Genomic DNA, 19,203 nt, shown 5'->3' on the forward strand with positions numbered 1-19,203 from the left:
TGGATTAGCAGATTGTTTTTTCTTCAATGAACTTGTTAACCAGCGTCATTAACTCGTCCGTTGTCGGTTGAGCAAGAGCCTGCTCTGCTAACACCTTCGCATCTTCGAAGTTCGTGTTACGGATAATCTTCTTAATGCGCGGGATGGAAATGGCGCTCATAGAGAATTCGTCCAGACCCATACCCAGCAACAGAAGTGTAGCACGTTCGTCGCCTGCAAGCTCACCACACATGCCAGTCCATTTACCTTCTGCATGAGAAGCATCAATAACTTGCTTGATCAAGTTCAGTACGGACGGTGACATTGGCTGGTAGAGATGTGAAATCATATCATTACCACGGTCAACTGCCAGGGTGTACTGCGTTAAATCATTGGTACCGATACTAAAGAAATCAACTTCTTTGGCTAAATGACGCGCAATGGTCGCCGCCGCTGGTGTTTCCACCATCACGCCGATCTCGATTGACTCGTCAAACGCTTTACCTTCGTCGCGCAGTTCCTGTTTGTAGATTTCGATCTCTTTCTTCAGTGCACGCACTTCTTCAACAGAGATGATCATTGGGAACATGATGCGCAGCTTACCGAACGCAGAGGCACGCAGGATCGCGCGAACCTGGTCACGCAGGATCTCTTTACGATCCATTGCGATACGGATTGCACGCCAGCCCAGGAACGGGTTCTCTTCTTTCGGGAAGTTCATGTACGGCAGCTCTTTGTCGCCACCGATGTCCATGGTACGGACGATAACCGCCTGAGAGCCACACGCTTCAGCCACGGCTTTATACGCGGCAAACTGCTCTTCTTCTGTAGGCAGCGCGTCGCGGTCCATGAACAGGAATTCAGTACGATAGAGACCGACGCCTTCCGCACCGTTGCGCTCAGCGCCATCAACGTCGCGGACGGTACCGATGTTTGCGCACACTTCAACCTGATGGCCGTCCAGGGTGATGGCTGGCAGGTCTTTCAGCTTAGCGAGTTCCGCTTTTTCAGTCGCAACCTGCTCCTGAACCGCGCGCAGTTTATCGATCTCTTCATTGGTTGGGTTGACGTAAACCAGATTGTTTACGGCATCCAGAATCAGATAGTCGCCATTTTTAACCTGAGAGGTGACGCTACCGGTACCCACGATGGCAGGCAGTTCCAGAGAACGCGCCATGATAGAGGTGTGGGAGGTACGGCCGCCTGCGTCGGTGATGAAACCGAGGACCTTTTTCAGGTTCAGCTGTGCGGTTTCAGACGGGGTGAGGTCAGCAGCAACCAGGATCACTTCATCCTGAATTGCGCTCAGGTCGATGATGGCCAGACCCAGGATGTTGCGCAGCAGGCGCTTACCGATGTCACGTACGTCAGCCGCACGCTCTTTCAGGTATTCATCATCCAGTTCTTCCAGGGCAGTTGCCTGACCTTCGATAACTTCATGCGCAGCCGCGTCGGCCGTCATGCCTTTATCTTTAATCAGGGCTATGATTTCCTGCTCCAGCTCCTCATCTTCGAGCAGCATGATGTGCCCTTCGAAGATGGCTTCTTTTTCTTCACCGAAAGTTTCGCCAGCTTTAGTTTTGATTGCTTCCAGTTGCGCAGATGCCTTGGCACGACCGCTCAGAAAACGTTCAACTTCCTGATCAACCTTGTCGGCAGAAATTTTTTTCCGGTCGATGACGATCTCGTCTTCTTTCAGCAGCAGTGCTTTGCCGAAAGCGATACCCGGGGATGCTAAAATGCCTGAAATCATAACCCTACCTTACTTGTGACTGATATTTAAAAGAACCCGGAAACTTACTCGAGCTCAGCCATCAGTTTTACCAGATGCTCAACTGCTTTCTGCTCGTCTTCACCTTCCGCAGAGATGGTGACTACGGTGCCCTGAGTCAGGCCCAGAGTCTGCAGTTTGAACAGGCTTTTTGCGCTCGCGCTTTTGCCGTTGGAAGTCACAGTGATTTCAGAAGAAAAGCCTTTTGCTTCTTTAACAAACTGAGCAGCAGGGCGGGTGTGCAGACCGTTCGGAGCGGTAATGGTAACTTCTTGCTGGAACATTGTATTTCCCCAACTTATAGGTTTAGTGTTGTGGAACTAAAGTCTAGCCTGGCGACTGAACTTTAGCCTGTATTGTTAGCGCTGACGTTTCGATCGTCATTAAACATTATGCAGCGAAAGCAAGACTTGAACCAAATCATAAAATCGATTCAGCAAGGCTATTTCGTTCGCTGATTAATTTCACGCATCAAAATAATTGCTGGTTTAAATACCAGACCCTTCGGGGTGAAGCAATGCCAGGAGGGGTAAAAGTTTGAAGCAGGCCACAAAAAAGCACCTGAAAAGGTGCTTTTTTACGCGTTATTAACATGCTGGCACTACTGTTGCAGCTCTTTTTCAGTGAAGAGATCGGCAAACAGCGCGGTGCTCAAGTAACGCTCACCCGAGGAAGGAAGGATAACCACAATATTCTTATTGGTAAAGGCTTCATCTTCCTGAAGCTTGAGCGCTGCCGCAACGGCCGCACCGGAAGAGATACCCGCCAGAATACCTTCTTCATCCATCAGGCGACGCGCGGTAGAGATGGCTTCTTCGTTCGTAATGGTGATCACTTTATCGATCAGCTTCAGATCCAGGTTGCCCGGAATGAAGCCTGCGCCAATACCCTGAATTTTGTGCGGGCCAGGTTTGAGTTCTTCCCCGGCCAGCGCCTGGGTGATAACCGGTGAGTCAGTCGGCTCAACGGCAACGGTAATCAGATCTTTTTTACCCTTCGTGCCTTTAATATAGCGTGACACGCCGGTCAGCGTACCGCCGGTACCCACGCCGGAGATAAAGACGTCAACCTGGCCGTCAGTATCTTCCCAGATTTCCGGGCCGGTGGTCTTCTCGTGAATTTCCGGGTTTGCCGGGTTGCTGAACTGCTGCAGCAGCAGGTATTTCGCCGGATCGCTGGCCACAATCTCTTCGGCTTTCTGAATGGCACCTTTCATGCCCTTCGCGCCTTCGGTCAGCACCAGGTTCGCGCCCAGCGCTTTCAGCAGCTTACGACGCTCGATGCTCATGGTTTCAGGCATGGTCAGCGTCAGCTTGTAGCCGCGCGCGGCAGCAACATAGGCCAGAGCGATCCCGGTATTGCCGCTGGTCGGTTCCACCAGCTCAACGCCAGGCTTCAGTACGCCACGTTTTTCAGCATCCCAAATCATGTTTGCACCGATGCGGCATTTTACGCTGAAGCTCGGGTTACGTGATTCGACCTTCGCCAGGATGCGTCCATTACCGATACGGTTCAGTCGAACCAGGGGCGTATGACCGATAGTCAGCGAGTTGTCTTCATAAATCTTACTCATGGCCTGTCCTTAACTGTATGAAATTGGGATACCGACCCAGCATACCTGCTAAGCAGGTAGGGGGAAGTAAGGAATTCGCATATCTATATACTGCAAGGAAATAATGGGGATCAGTATGGAATAAGGGGCGGCATAAGCCACCCCTGCTTTACACATTTTTGCATTATTTCCATAACGCGTGCTTAGCACGATAGCAGTCCACCCACATTGCCGTCGCGCCGCAGACGGCAACCGGCATAATGAACAGATTCAGGAAGGGGATCATGGTAAACAGGCTGGTCAGCGCACCAAACTGCATATTGGCAACCTTCTGGCTGCGCAGGGCGGTGCGCATCTCTTTAAACGGCACCTTGTGGTTATCGAACGGATAGTCGCAGTACTGGATGGCCAGCATCCAGGCGCTGAACAGGAACCACAGCACCGGTGCCACCGTCTGGCCAATGCCGGGCACAAAATAGAGGATAAGCAGCACAATCGCGCGGGGCAGGTACCAGGCAAACTTCTGCCATTCACGCTTCATAATGCGAGGGAGGTCTTTCATGATCCCCCATATGCCCGTGTCCGGCGGTGTTGCGCCGGTAAGGCGCGCTTCCAGCTGTTCCGCCAGCAAACCGTTAAACGGTGCGGCTATCCAGTTGGCAATCGTCGAGAAGAAGTAGCCAAACACCAGCAGCACGGAGATCACCGCCACCGGCCAGAGCAGGTAGTTAAGCCACTGCAGCCAGTTTGGCACATGGCTCATCAGCGACGGGATCCAGCTCTCCAGCTTTGTGAACAGCCACCAGAACGCGCCGCCCATCAGAATTATGTTAATTAACAGCGGCAGGATGACGAAGCGTCGAATACCCGGCAGGGAGACCAGTTTCCAGCCCTGAGAAAAATACCAGACGCCGCTGCGCGGGGGGGAAGAAGATGTTGAAACCATAGCCAGGCTGTACTCCTTTTTACACAACCAGTGGAATTGCCCGCCTATATTATCCACTTACGGACCAATGACCAGTTCGGAAATGTTCGAAAAACCAGCAAAAAGCACGATTTCCTTCATCTTTATGCTGTGAATGCTCTGCACACACTTGCACTTGACGTAAACGGCAAATACTCTTAGTGAGTAAATGTTTGCCGTGGTGGCAAGGTGTTAGAACAACAGAGAATATAATGATGCAGGATTTGCGTCTGATATTAATCATTGTTGGCGCGATCGCCATAATCGCTTTACTGGTACATGGTTTCTGGACCAGCCGTAAAGAGCGTTCCTCGATGTTTCGCGATCGCCCACTGAAGCGCATGAAGTCCAGTCGTGACGACGATGACAGTGAAGATGACATCGATGGAAGCGACGACGACGGCGTGGGTGAAGTTCGTGTTCATCGGGTCAATACTGCGCCCGGCGTAGGCCATGGGGAGCATGAAGCGCCTCGTCCTTCGCAGCACCAGTATCAACCGCCGTATGCTTCTGCACAGCCGCGCCAGCCAGCGCCGCAGCCTGTGGAAGAACCGGTGCGCCAGCCGCCGCAACAGCCTGTCTATCAGCAGCCTGCTGCGCCACAGCCGGTTCAACAGCAACCGCTGCAGCAGCCCATGCAACAGCAGCCTGCACAGCCGGTACCACAACCGCAGCAGCCTGTTCATGTTCAACCTGCGCCGCAGCCCGCGCCAGCCCCGCACGTTGAGCCTGAGCCCGTAGCAGAGCCAGAACCGGTTGTTGAAAAACCGCAGCGTAAAGAAGCGGTGATCATCATGAACGTGGCCGCGCATCACGGTAGCCATCTCAACGGTGACGTTCTGCTCAACAGTATTCAACAGGCAGGCTTCAAGTTTGGCGATATGAACATTTTCCATCGTCACCTGAGTCCTGACGGTAGCGGCCCGGCGCTGTTCAGCCTGGCCAACATGGTTAACCCAGGTACCTTTGATCCGGACATGACCGGTGATTTCGTTACGCCTGGCGTCACTATCTTTATGCAGGTGCCGTCTTATGGCGACGAACTGCAAAACTTTAAGCTGATGCTGCAGTCCGCTCAGCATATCGCTGACGAAGTCGGTGGTGTGGTGCTCGACGATCAGCGTCGAATGATGACCCCGCAGAAACTGCGCGAGTATCAGGACCGCATCCGCGAAGTTAAGGAAGCTAACGCGTAATCGCCGCGTTGACTTCAACTCCTCCTCAACCCCCGCATGTCGGGGGTTTTTTCTCATTGATGGTGTGATATGGACTCAATCGAACAACAACTCACTGAACTGCGAACCACGCTTCGCCATCATGAATATCTCTATCATGTTATGGACGCACCGGAAGTCCCGGATGCGGAGTATGACCGCCTGATGCGCGAGCTGCGCGAATTAGAGGCGCAGCATCCAGAACTCATCACGCCGGATTCCCCCACCCAGCGCGTCGGCGCAGAGCCGCTGGGGGCCTTCAGCCAGGTGCGGCATGAAGTGCCAATGCTGTCGCTGGATAACGTCTTCGATGAAGAGAGCTTCCTCGCGTTTAACAAGCGCGTGCAGGATCGCCTGAAAAGCAGCGACGCGCTCACCTGGTGCTGCGAGCTGAAGCTGGATGGCCTGGCCGTCAGCCTTCTCTATGAAAACGGCGTGCTGGTGCGTGCCGCGACGCGTGGCGACGGCACGACGGGTGAAGACATCACCACTAACGTGCGTACCATCCGCGCGATCCCGCTGAAGCTTCAGGGTGACAACATTCCTGCGCGTCTGGAAGTGCGCGGCGAGGTGTTCCTGCCGCAGGCGGGCTTCGAGAAAATTAACGAAGAGGCGCGTCGCACCGGCGGGAAAGTGTTTGCTAACCCGCGTAACGCGGCGGCGGGCTCGCTGCGTCAGCTTGACCCTCGCATCACTGCGAAGCGACCGCTTACTTTCTTCTGCTACGGTGTCGGTATTCTGGAGGGCGGCGAGCTGCCGGATACCCATCTTGGGCGTCTGCTGCAGTTTAAGGCGTGGGGACTGCCGGTGAGCAACCGCGTTCAGCTCTGCGACTCGCCGGAAGCGGTACTGGCGTTCTACCACAAGGTGGAAGAGGATCGTCCGACGCTCGGCTTTGATATTGATGGCGTGGTCATCAAGGTGAATTCACTGGCGCTGCAGGAGCAGCTGGGCTTCGTGGCGCGCGCGCCGCGCTGGGCGGTGGCGTTTAAGTTCCCGGCTCAGGAGCAGATGACCTTCGTCCGCGACGTGGAGTTCCAGGTGGGACGTACGGGGGCCATTACCCCGGTCGCCCGTCTGGAGCCGGTGCAGGTGGCGGGCGTGCTGGTGAGTAACGCCACGCTGCATAACGCCGATGAAATCGACCGCCTGGGCCTGCGTATTGGTGACAAAGTGGTGATTCGCCGCGCGGGGGACGTGATCCCGCAGGTGGTTAACGTTGTGGAGTCAGAACGTCCTGACGATACGCGCGAGGTTGTCTTCCCAACCCATTGCCCGGTGTGTGGCTCGGACGTTGAGCGTGTGGAAGGTGAAGCCGTGGCGCGCTGTACGGGGGGCTTAATCTGTGGCGCACAGCGTAAAGAGTCACTGAAGCACTTCGTTTCCCGTCGCGCAATGGACGTGGACGGCATGGGTGACAAGATTATCGATCAGCTGGTTGAGAAAGAGTATGTCCATACGCCAGCGGATCTGTTCAGGCTCACGGCGGGCAAATTGACCGGTCTGGATCGCATGGGGCCGAAGTCAGCCCAGAACGTGGTTAACGCGCTGGAAGCCGCCAAAGAGACCACCTTCGCCCGCTTCCTGTACGCGCTGGGCATTCGCGAAGTCGGCGAAGCGACGGCGGCAGGTTTAGCCGCATACTTTGGTACGCTGGAGGCGCTGGAAAAGGCAAGCATCGACGAGCTGCAGAAAGTGCCGGACGTCGGCATCGTCGTCGCCACGCACGTCTTTAACTTCTTTGCCGAAGAGAGCAACCGCGAGGTCATCGGCAAGCTGCTGGAAGAGGGCATTAAATGGCCTGCGCCGGTGGTGGTCAACGCCGAAGAAATTGATAGCCCATTTGCCGGTAAAACCGTGGTGCTAACCGGTAGCCTGAGCCAGCTTTCACGCGACGACGCCAAAGCCCGTCTGGTGGCGCTGGGTGCAAAAGTGGCGGGCAGCGTGTCGAAGAAAACCGACCTGGTTATTGCCGGAGAAGCGGCGGGTTCGAAGCTGGCGAAAGCTCAGGAGCTCGGCATTGAGGTTATCGACGAAGCGGAAATGATGCGTCTGTTAGGAGAGTAACGTGGAGAAAGAGCAGCTCGTTGAGATCGCCAATACCGAGATGCCGTTCGGTAAATACAAGGGCCGCAGGCTGATTGATTTGCCGGAGGAGTATCTGCTGTGGTTTGCCCGTAAGGATGAATTTCCGGCAGGGCGACTGGGCGAGCTGATGGCGATAACGTTACTGATCAAAACCGAGGGGCTGACCCAACTGGTGCAGCCCCTGAAACGTCCTTAAGCCTTCGCGGCGCGGGTCGCTTCCTGCGCCAGTTTTTCGGTCTGGCGTTTGTAGCGACGCGCCAGCACCGCGCAGACCATCAGCTGGATCTGATGGAAAATCATCAGCGGCAGCACCATCATCCCAATCACCGAGGTCGGGAACAGAATGTTGGCCATCGGGATGCCGTTCGCCAGGCTCTTCTTCGAACCGCAGAACACAATCGTAATTTCATCCGCTTTGTTGAAGCCGCATTTGCGTGCCACAAAGACGTTTACCGCTATTACAATCGCCAGCAGGACAATGCTGACCACCACGATAAACAGCAGCGAGCCTGCCCCCACCTTGTGCCAGATCCCGTTCACGACCGCTTCGCTGAAGGCGGAGTAAACCACCAGCAGAATCGAGGTCTGGTCGGTTTTTGAGATCCACTTTTTGTGCTTCGCCACAAATGCGCCGGTCCACGGACGGGAGAGATGACCCAGGACAAAGGGCAGCAGCAGCTGCAGACAGATTTTGCCCACCTGCTCAAGGTTACCTTCCGCACCGTGCATGTTCATCAGCAGGCCCACCAGCAGCGGCGAGACGAAAATCCCCAGCAGGCTGGAGGCTGATGCCGAGCAGACCGCGGCCGCCACGTTCCCTCCCGCGAGAGAGGTAAAGGCAATGGCGGACTGCACCGTGGCCGGAAGAATACAGAGATACAGGAAGCCGGTGTAGAGCGCCGGGTCGACGTTAACCGGCGCCCACCAGGCAAACAGCACCCCGAGGATCGGGAACAGAATAAACGTGCTGCACATCACCCAGAGGTGCAGTCGCCAGTGGCTACCGCCCGCGATGATGGCTTCACGGGAGAGTTTTGCGCCGTGCATAAAGAACAGCAACGCGATGGCGGCCGTCGTCAGTCCTTCAAAGAACGGGACGAACCCGCCGCGAGCGGGAAAGAACGAGGCCAGTAAAACGGTAACCACCAGGGTGAGCGTAAACGGATCAACAATACGAAATAGTTTCATAATGACTCCTGAAAACAGATGTCGCTATTGTGCTTTTTTCCATTTGAGAAATAAAATTGATTTATTGCATCCATTCATGAATTAAACAGATGAATTATTCCTTACGCCAGCTTCGTATTTTCGTCACCGTCGCCCATGCCCGCAGCTTTAGCCGGGCAGGGGAGATGATTGGCCTGAGCCAGTCGGCGGTCAGCCACAGCGTGAAAGAGCTGGAGAATCAGACGGGGGTAAGATTACTCGATCGTACCACGCGCGAAGTGGTGTTGACCGAAGCCGGACAGCAGCTGGCTCTGCGCCTTGAACGGCTGCTGGATGAGCTGAACAGCACGCTCAGAGACGTAGGGAGACTGGGCCAGCAGCTTTCGGGTACCGTGCGGGTTGCGGCCAGCCAGACGATCTCTGCGCACCTTATCCCGCAGTGTATTGCCGAGGGAAGCCATCGCTACCCGGACATTGATTTTGTGCTGCATGACAGACCGCAACAGTGGGTGCTGGAGAGCATCCGCCAGGGAGATGTCGATTTTGGTATTGTTATCGATCCCGGCCAGGTGAGCGATCTGGAGTGCGAAAGCGTACTTTCAGAGCCCTTTTTGCTGCTCTGCCGTGACGACGATCCGCTGGCCGCGTTACTGGAGGTCAGGTGGCAGTCACTGCAGGGCGCGAACCTGGTTTTACAGGATTATGCCTCGGGCAGCCGTCCTTTGATTGATTCCGCGCTGGTGGATCAGGGGGTCAAGGCAGCAATCGTGCAGGAGATTGGTCACCCGGCAACGCTGTTTCCTATGGTGGAAGCCGGCATTGGCATCAGCGTATTGCCCGCCCTGGCGCTTCCCCTGCCGCAGGGAAGTCGACTGGCCGTGAAGCGGTTGACGCCCGTTGTCGAGCGAAAGCTAATGCTGGTGCGGCGAAAAAATCGTTCACTCTCGGGGGCGGCGCAGGCTATCTGGGAAGTGGTGCGTATCCAGGCACAGCGATTAACCGAGGCCCGCATACGCGATCCACTGTTTAACGCATCAGAAGATTAAATGTAGATATCAATCTGATTAGTGTCTGACGGGCTATTCACGCCTTCCACTTTGCCCAGTTTTTGTTCCTGCTTCTTCTGGGCCTCTTCGGCCTGCTGGCGCTGCAACGCGGCGAGCTGCGCCTGCAGCACTTTGATCTGGGTCTGAATCAGTTCCTGCTGCTTTTTCTTTTCATCGGTGCTGATGGGGCTGTTCGACAGCTCTTTTAACTGCTGGGTCAGCTTTTTGATCTTGTCGAGAATGCGGGTGATTTGCGCAGAGATATCGTTACTGCTCGAAGTGCCACTCGCGCCGCTGGTTTGTATCTGTTGGGTTGAAGCCTGAATGGTCGTCATACTTTTTCCTCGCGTTATAAAACAGAGGTATCGGCACCGACGGGATTAGCTTGAGCAAAACTGCCATATCTGGCAGGGAGTTGCATCGATACACAATCAGTATTGATGGTGCGGTGAAAGTGTATTGGATGTCACCGGCAGGCTGCGGATATAAGACGTAAGTCATGCGATCCCCGCATCGCGATCTTCATCCTTAAGGAGCCTCTATGACCCTCTCGAATAATCCGTGGTACTGCGCCGACATCATTCGCGCCGCTAAGCCGAACTTCACGCCTCGCGTGGCGTTTATTCTCGGCTCTGGCCTGGGTGCCCTTGCCGACCAGATTGATGACGCCGTTTCCCTGAGCTACGAAACGCTGCCTGGCTTCCCGGTGAGCACCGTGCATGGCCATGCCGGGGAGCTGGTGCTCGGGCATCTTGCCGGGGTGCCGGTTGCCTGCATGAAGGGGCGCGGCCATTTCTATGAGGGGCGAGGGATGGCCATCATGACCGATGCGATCCGTACCTTTAAGCTGCTGGGGTGCGAACTGCTGTTTAGCACCAATGCGGCGGGCTCGTTGCGCCCGGACGTTCAGCCAGGCAGCCTGGTTGCTCTGAGCGACCATATTAACACCATGCCGGGCACGCCGATGGTAGGGCTGAACGATGAGCGCTTTGGCGAGCGTTTCTTCTCGCTGGCCAATGCTTACGACGCGGATTACCGCGCCATTCTGCAAACCGTGGCGACGAAAGCCGGCTTCCCGCTCCATGAAGGGGTGTTTGTTTCTTATCCCGGTCCGAACTTCGAGACGGCGGCCGAGATCCGCATGATGCAAATTATCGGCGGCGATGTGGTGGGCATGTCCGTAGTACCGGAAGTGATTTCCGCGCGTCACTGCGGCCTGAAGGTCGTGGCCGTTTCTGCGATTACCAATCTCGCGGAAGGGCTGGGCGATATCAAACTCTCGCATGAACAAACCCTCGCTGCCGCTGAGCTTTCCCGCCAGAACTTTATCAATCTTATCTGCGGTTTTCTTCGCCATATTGCCTGAGTAAAACAATAAAGTGGCCCGTGAGGGCCACACTGCTATAAGGAATGGGTTATGAGCATCACGACTCGCTTAAAGATGATGTCCTTTATGCAATATTTTATCTGGGGGAGCTGGCTGGTTACCCTCGGCGCTTACATGATTAACACCCTACATTTTACCGGCTCCGACGTGGGCATGGTGTACAGCTCCAAAGGACTTGCCGCGATTGTTATGCCCTCGCTGGTGGGAATTATTGCCGACAAATGGCTGCGAGCAGACCGCGCCTACGTGATTTGTCATCTCGTTTGCGCCGTCGCGCTCTGCTATGCCGCACAGGTCAATGAGCCGGGCCTGATGTTCTGGGTCATGCTGGTGAATGCGATGGCCTTTATGCCCACGATTGCGCTGTCGAATACGATTTCTTACTCCTGTCTTGAACGGGCAGGGCTGGATACGGTGAGCCATTTTCCGCGAGTGCGGGTGTATGGCACCGTGGGCTTTATTGCCGCGATGTGGACCATAAGCCTGATGGGGGCAGAGCTGAGCAACCTGCAGCTCTATATGGCGGCTGCCGCGTCCGTGCTGCTGGCGCTCTATTCTCTGACATTGCCAGCCATTCCGGTGGCGAAAACAAAAACGTCTCCGTCGCTGGCCAGCAAGCTGGGCCTCAATGCGTTTGTCCTGTTTAAACAGCCCCGCATGGCGGTGTTCTTTTTATTCGCGATGCTGCTGGGGGCCGTGCTGCAGATAACTAACACGTTTGGCAGCCCCTTCCTGCATGATTTTGCGCGTAATCCGGCGTATGCCGATAGCTTTATCGTCAAATATCCGTCCATCTTGCTCTCCGTTTCGCAAATCTCTGAAGTGTTCTTCATTCTGACCATTCCGTACTTCCTCGGACGCTTTGGTATTAAAACGGTCATGCTGATGAGCATGGTGGCCTGGATGCTGCGGTTTGGGCTGTTTGCCTTTGGCGATCCGTCTGCAACAGGCTTTGTGCTGCTCATGCTCTCAATGATTGTCTACGGCTGCGCGTTCGACTTTTTCAATATTTCCGGCTCGGTGTTTGTCGAACAGGAGGTGAGCGCCGATATCCGCGCCAGCGCACAGGGGCTGTTTATGACAACCGTTAACGGTATCGGGGCCTGGTTCGGATCGGTATTGAGCGGTATGGCCGTCGATTATTTCTCGGTGGACGGAGTGAAGGACTGGCAGACGATCTGGCTGGTATTCGCGGCCTATGCCCTGGCGCTCGCGGTGGTGTTTTATTTCAGCTTTAACTATCGCCATACCTGCAAAAACAGCGAGATGCGCACAGTTGCGCACTAAATTTCCCCTCTGCACGATGAAAGGCTTTAAGGTAGGCACATAAGTGTTATCGCCAGGATATGTTTTGATGGAACGCGCCTATCGGACCGATCTCAAGCTGCTGCGCTATTTTCTGGCCGTGGCGGAGGAGCTGCATTTTGGACGGGCTGCGGCCCGTCTCAATATGTCTCAGCCGCCGTTGAGCCTGCATATTAAAGAGCTGGAAAGCCAGCTGGGGACGTTACTGTTTATTCGCCACTCGCGAAGCGTCGCGTTGACGCATGCCGGTAAGGTGCTGATGGAAGAGTCCCGTCGTTTGCTTGCCGGTGCAAACCAGGCGCTGGCTCGCGTCGAGCAGATTGGCCGGGGGGAGGCAGGGCGCATTGAGCTGGGTATTGTCGGTACCGCCATGTGGAGTGAGGTGCGCACGGTGATGCGCGCTTTTTTGAAATCGCACCCGAATGTCGATGTCGTATTCCGCGAGAAATCCCCGGTCATGCAGATGGCGCTGCTTGAGCGCCGGGAGCTGGATGTGGGCATCTGGCGAATGGCAACCGAGCCTACCGCGGGGTTTACCAGCGAGCGGTTACGCGAGGCCGCTTTTCTGGTGGCGATGCCGGAAGATCACCGGCTGGTGAGCGAATCATCGATTGCGCTCGCAGAGTTGCAGGACGAGTATTTTGTCACGATGCCTTCAGCGCATTCTGACTGGGCATTTTTACATCGCGTCTGCCAGCAGGCCGGGTTTTCGCCGATGATCGTGCGTGAAGCCGTTGAGCCGCAAACGGTACTGGCGATGATCAGCATGGGCATGGGGATTACGCTTGCAGCAGACAGTTACGCGCAAATGCAGTGGCCGGGCGTGGTGTTCCGCCCGCTGAAAGAGCGTATACCGGCAGATTTGTATGTGGTGTATGACGAGAAGCAGGCGACGCCAGCGGTGAAGACGCTAATTGAAACGTTAACAGGAGTGTGATGGTTTCGTAGGCCTGATAAGCGTAGCGCCATCAGGCTATGTTTTTTATGCTCAGTACCGCAGATAGCAAAAAAGCGCCTTTAGGGCGCTTTTTTACATTGGTGGGTCGTGCAGGATTCGAACCTGCGACCAATTGATTAAAAGTCAACTGCTCTACCAACTGAGCTAACGACCCGAAATGGTGGGCGATGACGGGCTCGAACCGCCGACCCCCTCCGTGTAAAGGAGATGCTCTACCAACTGAGCTAATCGCCCATTTCGGAACTGCTGCGATAAGGTGAGAATGGTGGGCGATGACGGGCTCGAACCGCCGACCCCCTCCGTGTAAAGGAGATGCTCTACCAACTGAGCTAATCGCCCAATCTCAATTCTTATCTACACTGCGAGCCTACCGAAGTAGATGGTGGGTGATGACGGGCTCGAACCGCCGACCCCCTCCGTGTAAAGGAGATGCTCTACCAACTGAGCTAATCACCCCCGCTGTGTGGAGTCGCATTATAGGGAGAGTTGAAAATGAGTCAACGCATTTTCTAAAGTTTTTATTCGTTCGTCGTAAAATTAAGCAAAACGATCGCGAAACGGGCAGTGGCGCATGATTTCTAAACAAAAATCGCAAACTCGGGCCCGATTCAGGGAACAACATTGAGGAATCGCCGCACAGTGATAGAATATTGCCCATCGTTTTTTCCCCAGGATTTGCCGATTGCCGGCATCTTTATAACGTAAGGCCATTTCATGAAAATCAAAACTCGCTTCGCGCCGAGCCCGACAGGCTATCTGCACGTCGGTGGTGCACGTACCGCTCTCTATTCCTGGCTTTTCGCACGCCACAACAAAGGTGAGTTCGTGCTGCGTATTGAAGACACCGATCTTGAGCGCTCCACGCCAGAAGCAATTGAAGCCATTATGGATGGGATGAACTGGCTGAACCTGGAATGGGACGAAGGTCCCTATTTCCAGACCAAACGCTTTGACCGCTATAACGCCGTCATTGATGAGATGCTGGTCGCGGGCACGGCGTATAAGTGCTACTGCTCCAAAGAGCGTCTGGATGCGCTGCGCGAAGAGCAGATGGCGAACGGTGAAAAGCCGCGTTATGACGGCCGCTGCCGGCATGACCACAGCGAGCATGCTGCTGATGAGCCTTGCGTCGTGCGTTTTGCTAACCCGCAAGAGGGGTCTGTGATCTTTGACGACCAGATCCGTGGCCCGATCGAATTCAGCAACCAGGAGCTTGACGACCTGATCATCCGTCGTACCGATGGCTCCCCAACCTACAACTTCTGCGTGGTGGTTGACGACTGGGATATGGAAATTACCCACGTTGTGCGCGGTGAAGACCACATCAACAACACGCCACGTCAGATCAACATTCTGAAGGCGCTGAACGCGCCGGTGCCTGTCTATGCGCACGTCTCCATGATCAACGGTGATGACGGCAAAAAACTGTCTAAACGCCACGGTGCGGTGAGCGTCATGCAGTATCGCGACGACGGCTATCTGCCAGAAGCGCTCCTGAACTATCTGGTGCGTCTGGGCTGGGCCCATGGTGACCAGGAGATCTTCAGCCGCGAAGAGATGATCGAACTCTTCTCTTTGAGCTCTGTCAGCAAATCCGCCAGCGCGTTTAACACTGACAAGCTGCTGTGGCTGAACCATCACTACATCAATACCATGCCGCCAGAATATGTGGCGACGTATCTGCAGTGGCACATTGAGCAGGCAAATATTGATACCCGCACGGGCCCTGAGCTGGCGGATCTGGTGAAACTGCTCGGCGAGCGCTGCAAAACGCTGAAAGAGATTGCTGAAAGCTGCCGCTACTTCTATGAAGAGTTTGATGCGTTCGATGCGGACGCCGCGAAGAAACACCTCCGCCCGGTTGCGCGTCAGCCGCTGGAAGTGGTGCGTGACAAGCTGGCTGCCCTCAACGAGTGGACCGCTGAGAATGTGCATCACGCCATTCAGGCGACGGCGGACGAGCTGGAAGTCGGTATGGGTAAAGTCGGTATGCCACTGCGCGTTGCGGTGACCGGTGCAGGTCAGTCTCCGGCGCTGGACGTAACGGTTCATGCCATCGGCAAATCACGCAGCGTGGCGCGCATTAACAAGGCGCTGGACTACATCGCTGAACGTGAAAATCAGCAGTAATCACGTCTAAGAAAAAACAAACGGCAGGGTAACCTGCCGTTTTTTTTATGCCTCTTTTTCCGCGATACCCAGACGTGTAAGAAAACCGTGAATGCCTTCGCGTTTCAAAAAGGCGTCCAGACGCTTCTGTTCTGACGGCGTCATACTCTCCAGCGTCTCTATAATGCCCGGAGACAGGTTTGAAGAGGGGCCATTATAGGCAGACGTGGCCTCCGCGAGATGGTAAACCGCCTGACGGTTGCGGATCGCCGGGAGACTCATTATATGTTCCTTCACGCGTGCATCGACATGAATGAGCCGCGCGCGACCGCCTTTCACGCCGTTGAGCCCTTCGGTTTTCCATCCCTGCTGACGTATCCAGCGATTGACCGTTTGTCTGGCGACGCCCAAACTTTCCGCCAGCTCTTCCGTGGTCATTTTGCTCCGTAATCTTTTCATATCAGTCCCGATCGCGTATCCCTAAACGTTGCAACAATCCGGTGATCCCTTCCCGTAATAACAGCGATGTCATCTGCTTCTGCTCTTCCGGCGTCATTTCATTAGCCAGCGTCAGGAGGAGGGTATGAAGCGAACGATCATGGCTGGTGCCTTCTGGCAGTTCGGACGTTTCGCTTGCCCGACGTGCGCTGCGGATAAAGTCACGGACTTTTTCGTTCACATGTACCAGGCGCGCTTTTCCGCCCTGGACGCCTGGTTTTGGTGACGTAATCCAACCCTCTTTGCGTACCCATTTATTGATGGTCTGGCGGCTATAGCCAGTGAGCAGGGCTAACTCTTCTGGCGTCATTCGTTCCTTGATCATACAATTTCCTGAATATCTGTGGGGTTAATTAACGGCTCATTTTATAGCACCGTTTTACGTGAAAACGTGACAGGCTTAACTCCTGATTACGAGCACGCTCGCAAAGTGATTCATTTGCATGATTTTTCGGCGATCGAACGGCGGTCATTGATTTTGCCGTTGACACTCCGCAGCGGAATTCATATTATGCCGCCCGTCAACATGACAGCTTTACGATGGGGCTATAGCTCAGCTGGGAGAGCGCTTGCATGGCATGCAAGAGGTCAGCGGTTCGATCCCGCTTAGCTCCACCAAACTCTGAACCCAACAGAGTGCGGTCAGTAAAGTCACATGTGGGGCTATAGCTCAGCTGGGAGAGCGCTTGCATGGCATGCAAGAGGTCAGCGGTTCGATCCCGCTTAGCTCCACCAAAATTGTAAACCCTCGTCATATGACGAGGGTTTTTTTTATCTGTTTGTAACGTCCATTACTGCATTTTGTTATCAAAAAGAAGGTATTCCTGTACCTCTCCTCAATCGGCATCAATAAACCAGTCTATAAATAGACTTGAACTTGATTCGTGCAATTAATAAACCTATTATCCATCCGGTCAATGATTCGGACGGATAATATATTCCCCAACTTAATGAATAGAAAAACGTATAATAATGTAAAGATATTTATGATTGCCCTGGCACTTTGCCTGATTGCGGTACCTGTCTCCCGTTATCTCTCTCCGCGTGCAATTGTTAATGGTCATGACGTTTATTTAGCATGGTTGCCACTCAGCGTGATGCTGGCGGTAATTTTGATATTTGGGCGCCGGGCAATTCTTCCCATTGTGTTAGGTTTTACTGTCACTAATTTATTTTATGTTGATTTAGCACCGCTACAATATTCAGTTTTGCTTTTCTGTCAGACCTTTGCGCTGTTCGCGGCGTGCGGCCTGCTACGCCTTATGCTGGGCAAGCGCTGGCGCCACAGCATTCCTAACAAGCACATTGGGCTACGTATATTCTGGCTCGGTTTTATGGTGCCGTTAGGTATTAAGCTGTCGATGTATATGGCAGGCTATTTGTTTGATTTTCCGGTGACTATTTCAACTTATTTTGGCGAAGGAACGGTAATTTATAGCGTTGTGGATATTCAAAGCCTGATATGCGCGGGGCTGATTTTTACCATGATGTTCTATTACCCATTAAGAATGATAATTAATCCTCGTTATGCCATCGCCTTCTGGCGGCGAAGCGTGAAGCCCGTGTTTTATCACAAGAATCCATTATATATTTTTGTCTGGCTGATGCTCTTAGGCTTCATTCTCGTCATTTTATGTGGTCCTTTTGAATCACCGGTCATTGCGGGCTATTTGATGCCGCTGATTTTTATTCTTTTTACCTTAGCGATAAGCCGCCTGACCTATGCGTTGATTTCTCTGCTGTGGGCCACCTCAGCGCTCCTGCTGCTGACCTACAACTATAACTTCCTTAACGGGGTGGAATCGGGCCATTCGCTCTCCTTTATCCTCTCCGTGCTGATCTCTTTCGCCATCTGCTTGCTTTACATGTCGCGAATTTACCAGCGCAGCGAGTGGCTGAAGCGGGGCTGGCAGGACAGGGCGCTGACCGATCCTCTTACCGGTTTGCCCAATATTCGTGCGCTGGAGGATTACCTTGAAATCCATCCGGATGCCAAAGTGTGCATTCTGCGCATGGACAATCTGGAGTTTTTGAGCCGCCACTACGGCATTATCATGCGGGTCCACTGCAAACGAACGATCGCCACGTCGCTTCAGCCGCTCCTGCAAAAAGATGAGCTGCTCTTCCAACTGCCCGGAAGCGAGTTGGTGCTGGTCTTGCTCGGGCCGGAAATTGCTGAACGTCTCCAGCATATGGTCGATCGGCTAAACAGCAATAAGATTTTCTGGAACAACACCGGGCTGGATATTGAGTTTGGCGCGTCCTGGGGAATGGTCGAAAACGGCGAAAATCTGCATCACACGCTGGGGCAACTGAGCTGGCTGGCAGAACAGGCCTGCGGAGAGCAAAACGTACTCGCGCTCACGAATAGCCTTGAGGCGGCCTCAGGACAGACGACAGAGCGTGTCCTGATGCTGGCCCGGATTAAGCATGCCCTGGAGGCGGGGCAGTTCCATTTGTATGCGCAGCCGATCCAGAAGGCGGACGGGAGTGGGTACTATGAAATCCTGACGCGAATGGAGAGCGAGGGGGAGATTATTACCCCTGACCGCTTTATTCCGCTGATTGCGCAGTTCAACCTCAGCCACCGGTTTGATATGTGCGTCATGGAAAAATTACTGGTGTGGCTGCGCGATAACCCTGCAACGCACGCTGGCGCCCGTTTTTCCGTCAACCTGATGCCGCTGACGCTGATGCAAAAAGAGGTGGCGACCGAGATTTGCGCGCTGTTTGAACGGTACGGCGTGGCACCGCAGGCCGTCGTGATTGAGATTACCGAAGAGCAGGCATTCTCCAATTCAGGCTCGAGTATCAACAATATTCAGCAACTGCGGGATTACGGTTTCCGGATCGCCATCGATGATTTTGGTACTGGTTACGCTAACTATGAGCGTCTCAGACGCCTGCAGGCGGACATCATTAAAATCGACGGCTGCTTTGTGAAAGATATTTGTACAGACGACATGGATGCAATGATCGTGCAGTCGATGTGTAATCTGGCAAAGACGAAATCGCTCTGCGTCGTCGCGGAATATGTGGAAACACCGGCACAGCGGGAGATGCTGCTCCGCTTCGGTGTGGATTACCTGCAGGGCTACCTGATAGGTAAACCCAAACCGCTGGAAGAATTGCGGGCATAAAAAAACCGGGAGCCAGGCTCCCGGT

General features: G+C 54.2%; 17 protein-coding genes and 6 tRNA genes. 11 read left to right on the plus strand and 12 right to left on the minus strand.

What is annotated here, in order from left to right; all coding sequences use genetic code 11:
• Window positions 1-4: 4 nt before the first annotated feature.
• From ptsI to cysZ, 4 genes are all read right to left on the minus strand, one after another.
• A complete protein-coding gene (gene ptsI / locus ACMWJS_RS10145) occupies window positions 5-1,732 on the minus strand; it encodes a phosphoenolpyruvate-protein phosphotransferase PtsI (protein ID WP_023332954.1) in 1,728 nt (575 codons plus the stop codon).
• 44 nt (window positions 1,733-1,776) lie between these two features.
• Window positions 1,777-2,034: a phosphocarrier protein Hpr gene (ptsH, locus tag ACMWJS_RS10150; RefSeq protein ID WP_045909449.1), complete on the minus strand. Its 258-nt coding sequence runs from the start codon at window positions 2,032-2,034 to the stop codon at window positions 1,777-1,779.
• Window positions 2,035-2,351: 317 nt separating this feature from the next.
• Entirely contained in the window at window positions 2,352-3,323 is a 972-nt protein-coding gene (cysK, locus tag ACMWJS_RS10155) for a cysteine synthase A (RefSeq protein WP_045909448.1), read from the minus strand.
• 163 nt (window positions 3,324-3,486) lie between these two features.
• Window positions 3,487-4,248: a sulfate transporter CysZ gene (gene cysZ / locus ACMWJS_RS10160; protein WP_048226154.1), complete on the minus strand. Its 762-nt coding sequence runs from the start codon at window positions 4,246-4,248 to the stop codon at window positions 3,487-3,489.
• Window positions 4,249-4,478: 230 nt separating this feature from the next.
• Here cysZ and zipA point away from each other — a divergent pair, with 230 nt between their 5' ends.
• The 3 genes from zipA to ACMWJS_RS10175 all read left to right on the plus strand — a co-directional run bounded on the left by zipA (window position 4,479) and on the right by ACMWJS_RS10175 (window position 7,764).
• Window positions 4,479-5,462, plus strand: a complete 984-nt coding sequence (gene zipA, locus ACMWJS_RS10165; protein ID WP_196346751.1) for a cell division protein ZipA — start codon at window positions 4,479-4,481, stop codon at window positions 5,460-5,462.
• Window positions 5,463-5,531: 69 nt separating this feature from the next.
• Entirely contained in the window at window positions 5,532-7,547 is a 2,016-nt protein-coding gene (gene ligA, locus ACMWJS_RS10170) for an NAD-dependent DNA ligase LigA (protein ID WP_414747018.1), read from the plus strand.
• A gap of 1 nt (window position 7,548) precedes the next feature.
• Entirely contained in the window at window positions 7,549-7,764 is a 216-nt protein-coding gene (locus ACMWJS_RS10175; RefSeq protein ID WP_003861328.1) for a DUF3820 family protein, read from the plus strand.
• Here the strand turns inward: ACMWJS_RS10175 and ACMWJS_RS10180 are convergent.
• Window positions 7,761-8,756 carry a bile acid:sodium symporter family protein gene (locus ACMWJS_RS10180; RefSeq protein ID WP_045909444.1) on the minus strand — a complete coding sequence of 332 codons (996 nt, stop codon included), beginning with the start codon at window positions 8,754-8,756 and terminating at the stop codon, window positions 7,761-7,763. The two genes, ACMWJS_RS10175 and ACMWJS_RS10180, sit on opposite strands and share 4 nt — an antisense overlap.
• Window positions 8,757-8,845: 89 nt before the next feature.
• Here ACMWJS_RS10180 and ACMWJS_RS10185 point away from each other — a divergent pair, with 89 nt between their 5' ends.
• Complete coding sequence (locus ACMWJS_RS10185) at window positions 8,846-9,781, plus strand: LysR family transcriptional regulator (RefSeq protein ID WP_414747019.1); 936 nt, start codon at window positions 8,846-8,848, stop codon at window positions 9,779-9,781.
• Here ACMWJS_RS10185 and ACMWJS_RS10190 read toward each other — a convergent pair.
• Window positions 9,778-10,116, minus strand: coding sequence for a FlxA-like family protein (locus ACMWJS_RS10190; protein WP_045909442.1), 339 nt, complete (start codon window positions 10,114-10,116; stop codon window positions 9,778-9,780). The genes ACMWJS_RS10185 and ACMWJS_RS10190 overlap by 4 nt on opposite strands.
• A 206-nt stretch (window positions 10,117-10,322) precedes the next feature.
• Between ACMWJS_RS10190 and xapA the strand changes: the two genes are divergently transcribed.
• The 3 genes from xapA (at window position 10,323) to ACMWJS_RS10205 (ending at window position 13,410) form a co-directional block, all read left to right on the plus strand.
• Window positions 10,323-11,147, plus strand: coding sequence for a xanthosine phosphorylase (gene xapA / locus ACMWJS_RS10195; RefSeq protein WP_167211827.1), 825 nt, complete (start codon window positions 10,323-10,325; stop codon window positions 11,145-11,147).
• 51 nt (window positions 11,148-11,198) lie between these two features.
• Complete coding sequence (locus ACMWJS_RS10200) at window positions 11,199-12,455, plus strand: nucleoside permease (RefSeq protein ID WP_223539336.1); 1,257 nt, start codon at window positions 11,199-11,201, stop codon at window positions 12,453-12,455.
• A 67-nt stretch (window positions 12,456-12,522) separates the two neighbouring features.
• Window positions 12,523-13,410, plus strand: a complete 888-nt coding sequence (locus tag ACMWJS_RS10205; RefSeq protein ID WP_414747020.1) for a LysR family transcriptional regulator — start codon at window positions 12,523-12,525, stop codon at window positions 13,408-13,410.
• Between the two features lie 99 nt (window positions 13,411-13,509).
• Here the strand turns inward: ACMWJS_RS10205 and ACMWJS_RS10210 are convergent.
• The 4 genes from ACMWJS_RS10210 to ACMWJS_RS10225 form a co-directional block, all read right to left on the minus strand.
• Window positions 13,510-13,585: transfer RNA gene (locus tag ACMWJS_RS10210), tRNA-Lys, on the minus strand.
• A 4-nt stretch (window positions 13,586-13,589) separates the two neighbouring features.
• Window positions 13,590-13,665 (minus strand) — tRNA-Val (locus ACMWJS_RS10215).
• A 29-nt stretch (window positions 13,666-13,694) separates the two neighbouring features.
• A tRNA-Val gene (locus ACMWJS_RS10220) sits at window positions 13,695-13,770 on the minus strand.
• 41 nt (window positions 13,771-13,811) lie between these two features.
• Window positions 13,812-13,887, minus strand: a tRNA-Val gene (locus ACMWJS_RS10225).
• A gap of 258 nt (window positions 13,888-14,145) precedes the next feature.
• Here ACMWJS_RS10225 and gltX point away from each other — a divergent pair.
• Window positions 14,146-15,561 (plus strand): glutamate--tRNA ligase, encoded by a 1,416-nt coding sequence (gltX, locus tag ACMWJS_RS10230; protein ID WP_048029630.1) that lies wholly within the window; start codon window positions 14,146-14,148, stop codon window positions 15,559-15,561.
• 45 nt (window positions 15,562-15,606) lie between these two features.
• Here the strand turns inward: gltX and ACMWJS_RS10235 are convergent, their stop codons facing one another.
• Both ACMWJS_RS10235 and ACMWJS_RS10240 read right to left on the minus strand, forming a co-directional pair.
• On the minus strand, window positions 15,607-15,999 hold the full coding sequence (locus ACMWJS_RS10235) for a YfeC-like transcriptional regulator (protein ID WP_045909400.1): 393 nt from the start codon (window positions 15,997-15,999) through the stop codon (window positions 15,607-15,609).
• A gap of 1 nt (window position 16,000) precedes the next feature.
• The gene (locus ACMWJS_RS10240) at window positions 16,001-16,363 is read right to left on the minus strand and encodes a YfeC-like transcriptional regulator (RefSeq protein WP_045909399.1); all 363 of its coding nucleotides are present in this window, start codon (window positions 16,361-16,363) and stop codon (window positions 16,001-16,003) included.
• Window positions 16,364-16,580: 217 nt separating this feature from the next.
• Between ACMWJS_RS10240 and ACMWJS_RS10245 the strand changes: the two genes are divergently transcribed.
• The 3 genes from ACMWJS_RS10245 to ACMWJS_RS10255 all read left to right on the plus strand — a co-directional run bounded on the left by ACMWJS_RS10245 (window position 16,581) and on the right by ACMWJS_RS10255 (window position 19,178).
• A tRNA-Ala gene (locus ACMWJS_RS10245) sits at window positions 16,581-16,656 on the plus strand.
• Window positions 16,657-16,697: 41 nt separating this feature from the next.
• Window positions 16,698-16,773 (plus strand) — tRNA-Ala (locus tag ACMWJS_RS10250).
• 215 nt (window positions 16,774-16,988) lie between these two features.
• Window positions 16,989-19,178 carry an EAL domain-containing protein gene (locus tag ACMWJS_RS10255; protein WP_262779283.1) on the plus strand — a complete coding sequence of 730 codons (2,190 nt, stop codon included), beginning with the start codon at window positions 16,989-16,991 and terminating at the stop codon, window positions 19,176-19,178.
• Window positions 19,179-19,203 lie beyond the last annotated feature (25 nt).

It is taken from the genome of Enterobacter sp. HK-058-C-ECC, assembly GCF_047531125.1.
GTDB lineage: Bacteria > Pseudomonadota > Gammaproteobacteria > Enterobacterales > Enterobacteriaceae > Enterobacter > Enterobacter quasiroggenkampii.

Bases quoted from the DNA above. Each gene is read 5' to 3' on its own strand.
- ACMWJS_RS10180 (WP_045909444.1), bottom strand. From the start codon at position 8,756: ATGAAACTATTTCGTATTGTTGATCCGTTTACGCTCACCCTGGTGGTT.
- ligA (WP_414747018.1), top strand. From the start codon at position 5,532: ATGGACTCAATCGAACAACAACTCACTGAACTGCGAACCACGCTTCGC.
- xapA (WP_167211827.1), top strand. From the start codon at position 10,323: ATGACCCTCTCGAATAATCCGTGGTACTGCGCCGACATCATTCGCGCC.
- gltX (WP_048029630.1), top strand. From the start codon at position 14,146: ATGAAAATCAAAACTCGCTTCGCGCCGAGCCCGACAGGCTATCTGCAC.
- ACMWJS_RS10255 (WP_262779283.1), top strand. From the start codon at position 16,989: ATGAATAGAAAAACGTATAATAATGTAAAGATATTTATGATTGCCCTG.
- cysZ (WP_048226154.1), bottom strand. From the start codon at position 4,248: ATGGTTTCAACATCTTCTTCCCCCCCGCGCAGCGGCGTCTGGTATTTT.
- ACMWJS_RS10235 (WP_045909400.1), bottom strand. From the start codon at position 15,999: ATGAAAAGATTACGGAGCAAAATGACCACGGAAGAGCTGGCGGAAAGT.
- ACMWJS_RS10200 (WP_223539336.1), top strand. From the start codon at position 11,199: ATGAGCATCACGACTCGCTTAAAGATGATGTCCTTTATGCAATATTTT.
- zipA (WP_196346751.1), top strand. From the start codon at position 4,479: ATGATGCAGGATTTGCGTCTGATATTAATCATTGTTGGCGCGATCGCC.
- ptsH (WP_045909449.1), bottom strand. From the start codon at position 2,034: ATGTTCCAGCAAGAAGTTACCATTACCGCTCCGAACGGTCTGCACACC.
- ACMWJS_RS10190 (WP_045909442.1), bottom strand. From the start codon at position 10,116: ATGACGACCATTCAGGCTTCAACCCAACAGATACAAACCAGCGGCGCG.
- ACMWJS_RS10205 (WP_414747020.1), top strand. From the start codon at position 12,523: ATGGAACGCGCCTATCGGACCGATCTCAAGCTGCTGCGCTATTTTCTG.
- ACMWJS_RS10185 (WP_414747019.1), top strand. From the start codon at position 8,846: ATGAATTATTCCTTACGCCAGCTTCGTATTTTCGTCACCGTCGCCCAT.
- ptsI (WP_023332954.1), bottom strand. From the start codon at position 1,732: ATGATTTCAGGCATTTTAGCATCCCCGGGTATCGCTTTCGGCAAAGCA.
- ACMWJS_RS10240 (WP_045909399.1), bottom strand. From the start codon at position 16,363: ATGATCAAGGAACGAATGACGCCAGAAGAGTTAGCCCTGCTCACTGGC.
- cysK (WP_045909448.1), bottom strand. From the start codon at position 3,323: ATGAGTAAGATTTATGAAGACAACTCGCTGACTATCGGTCATACGCCC.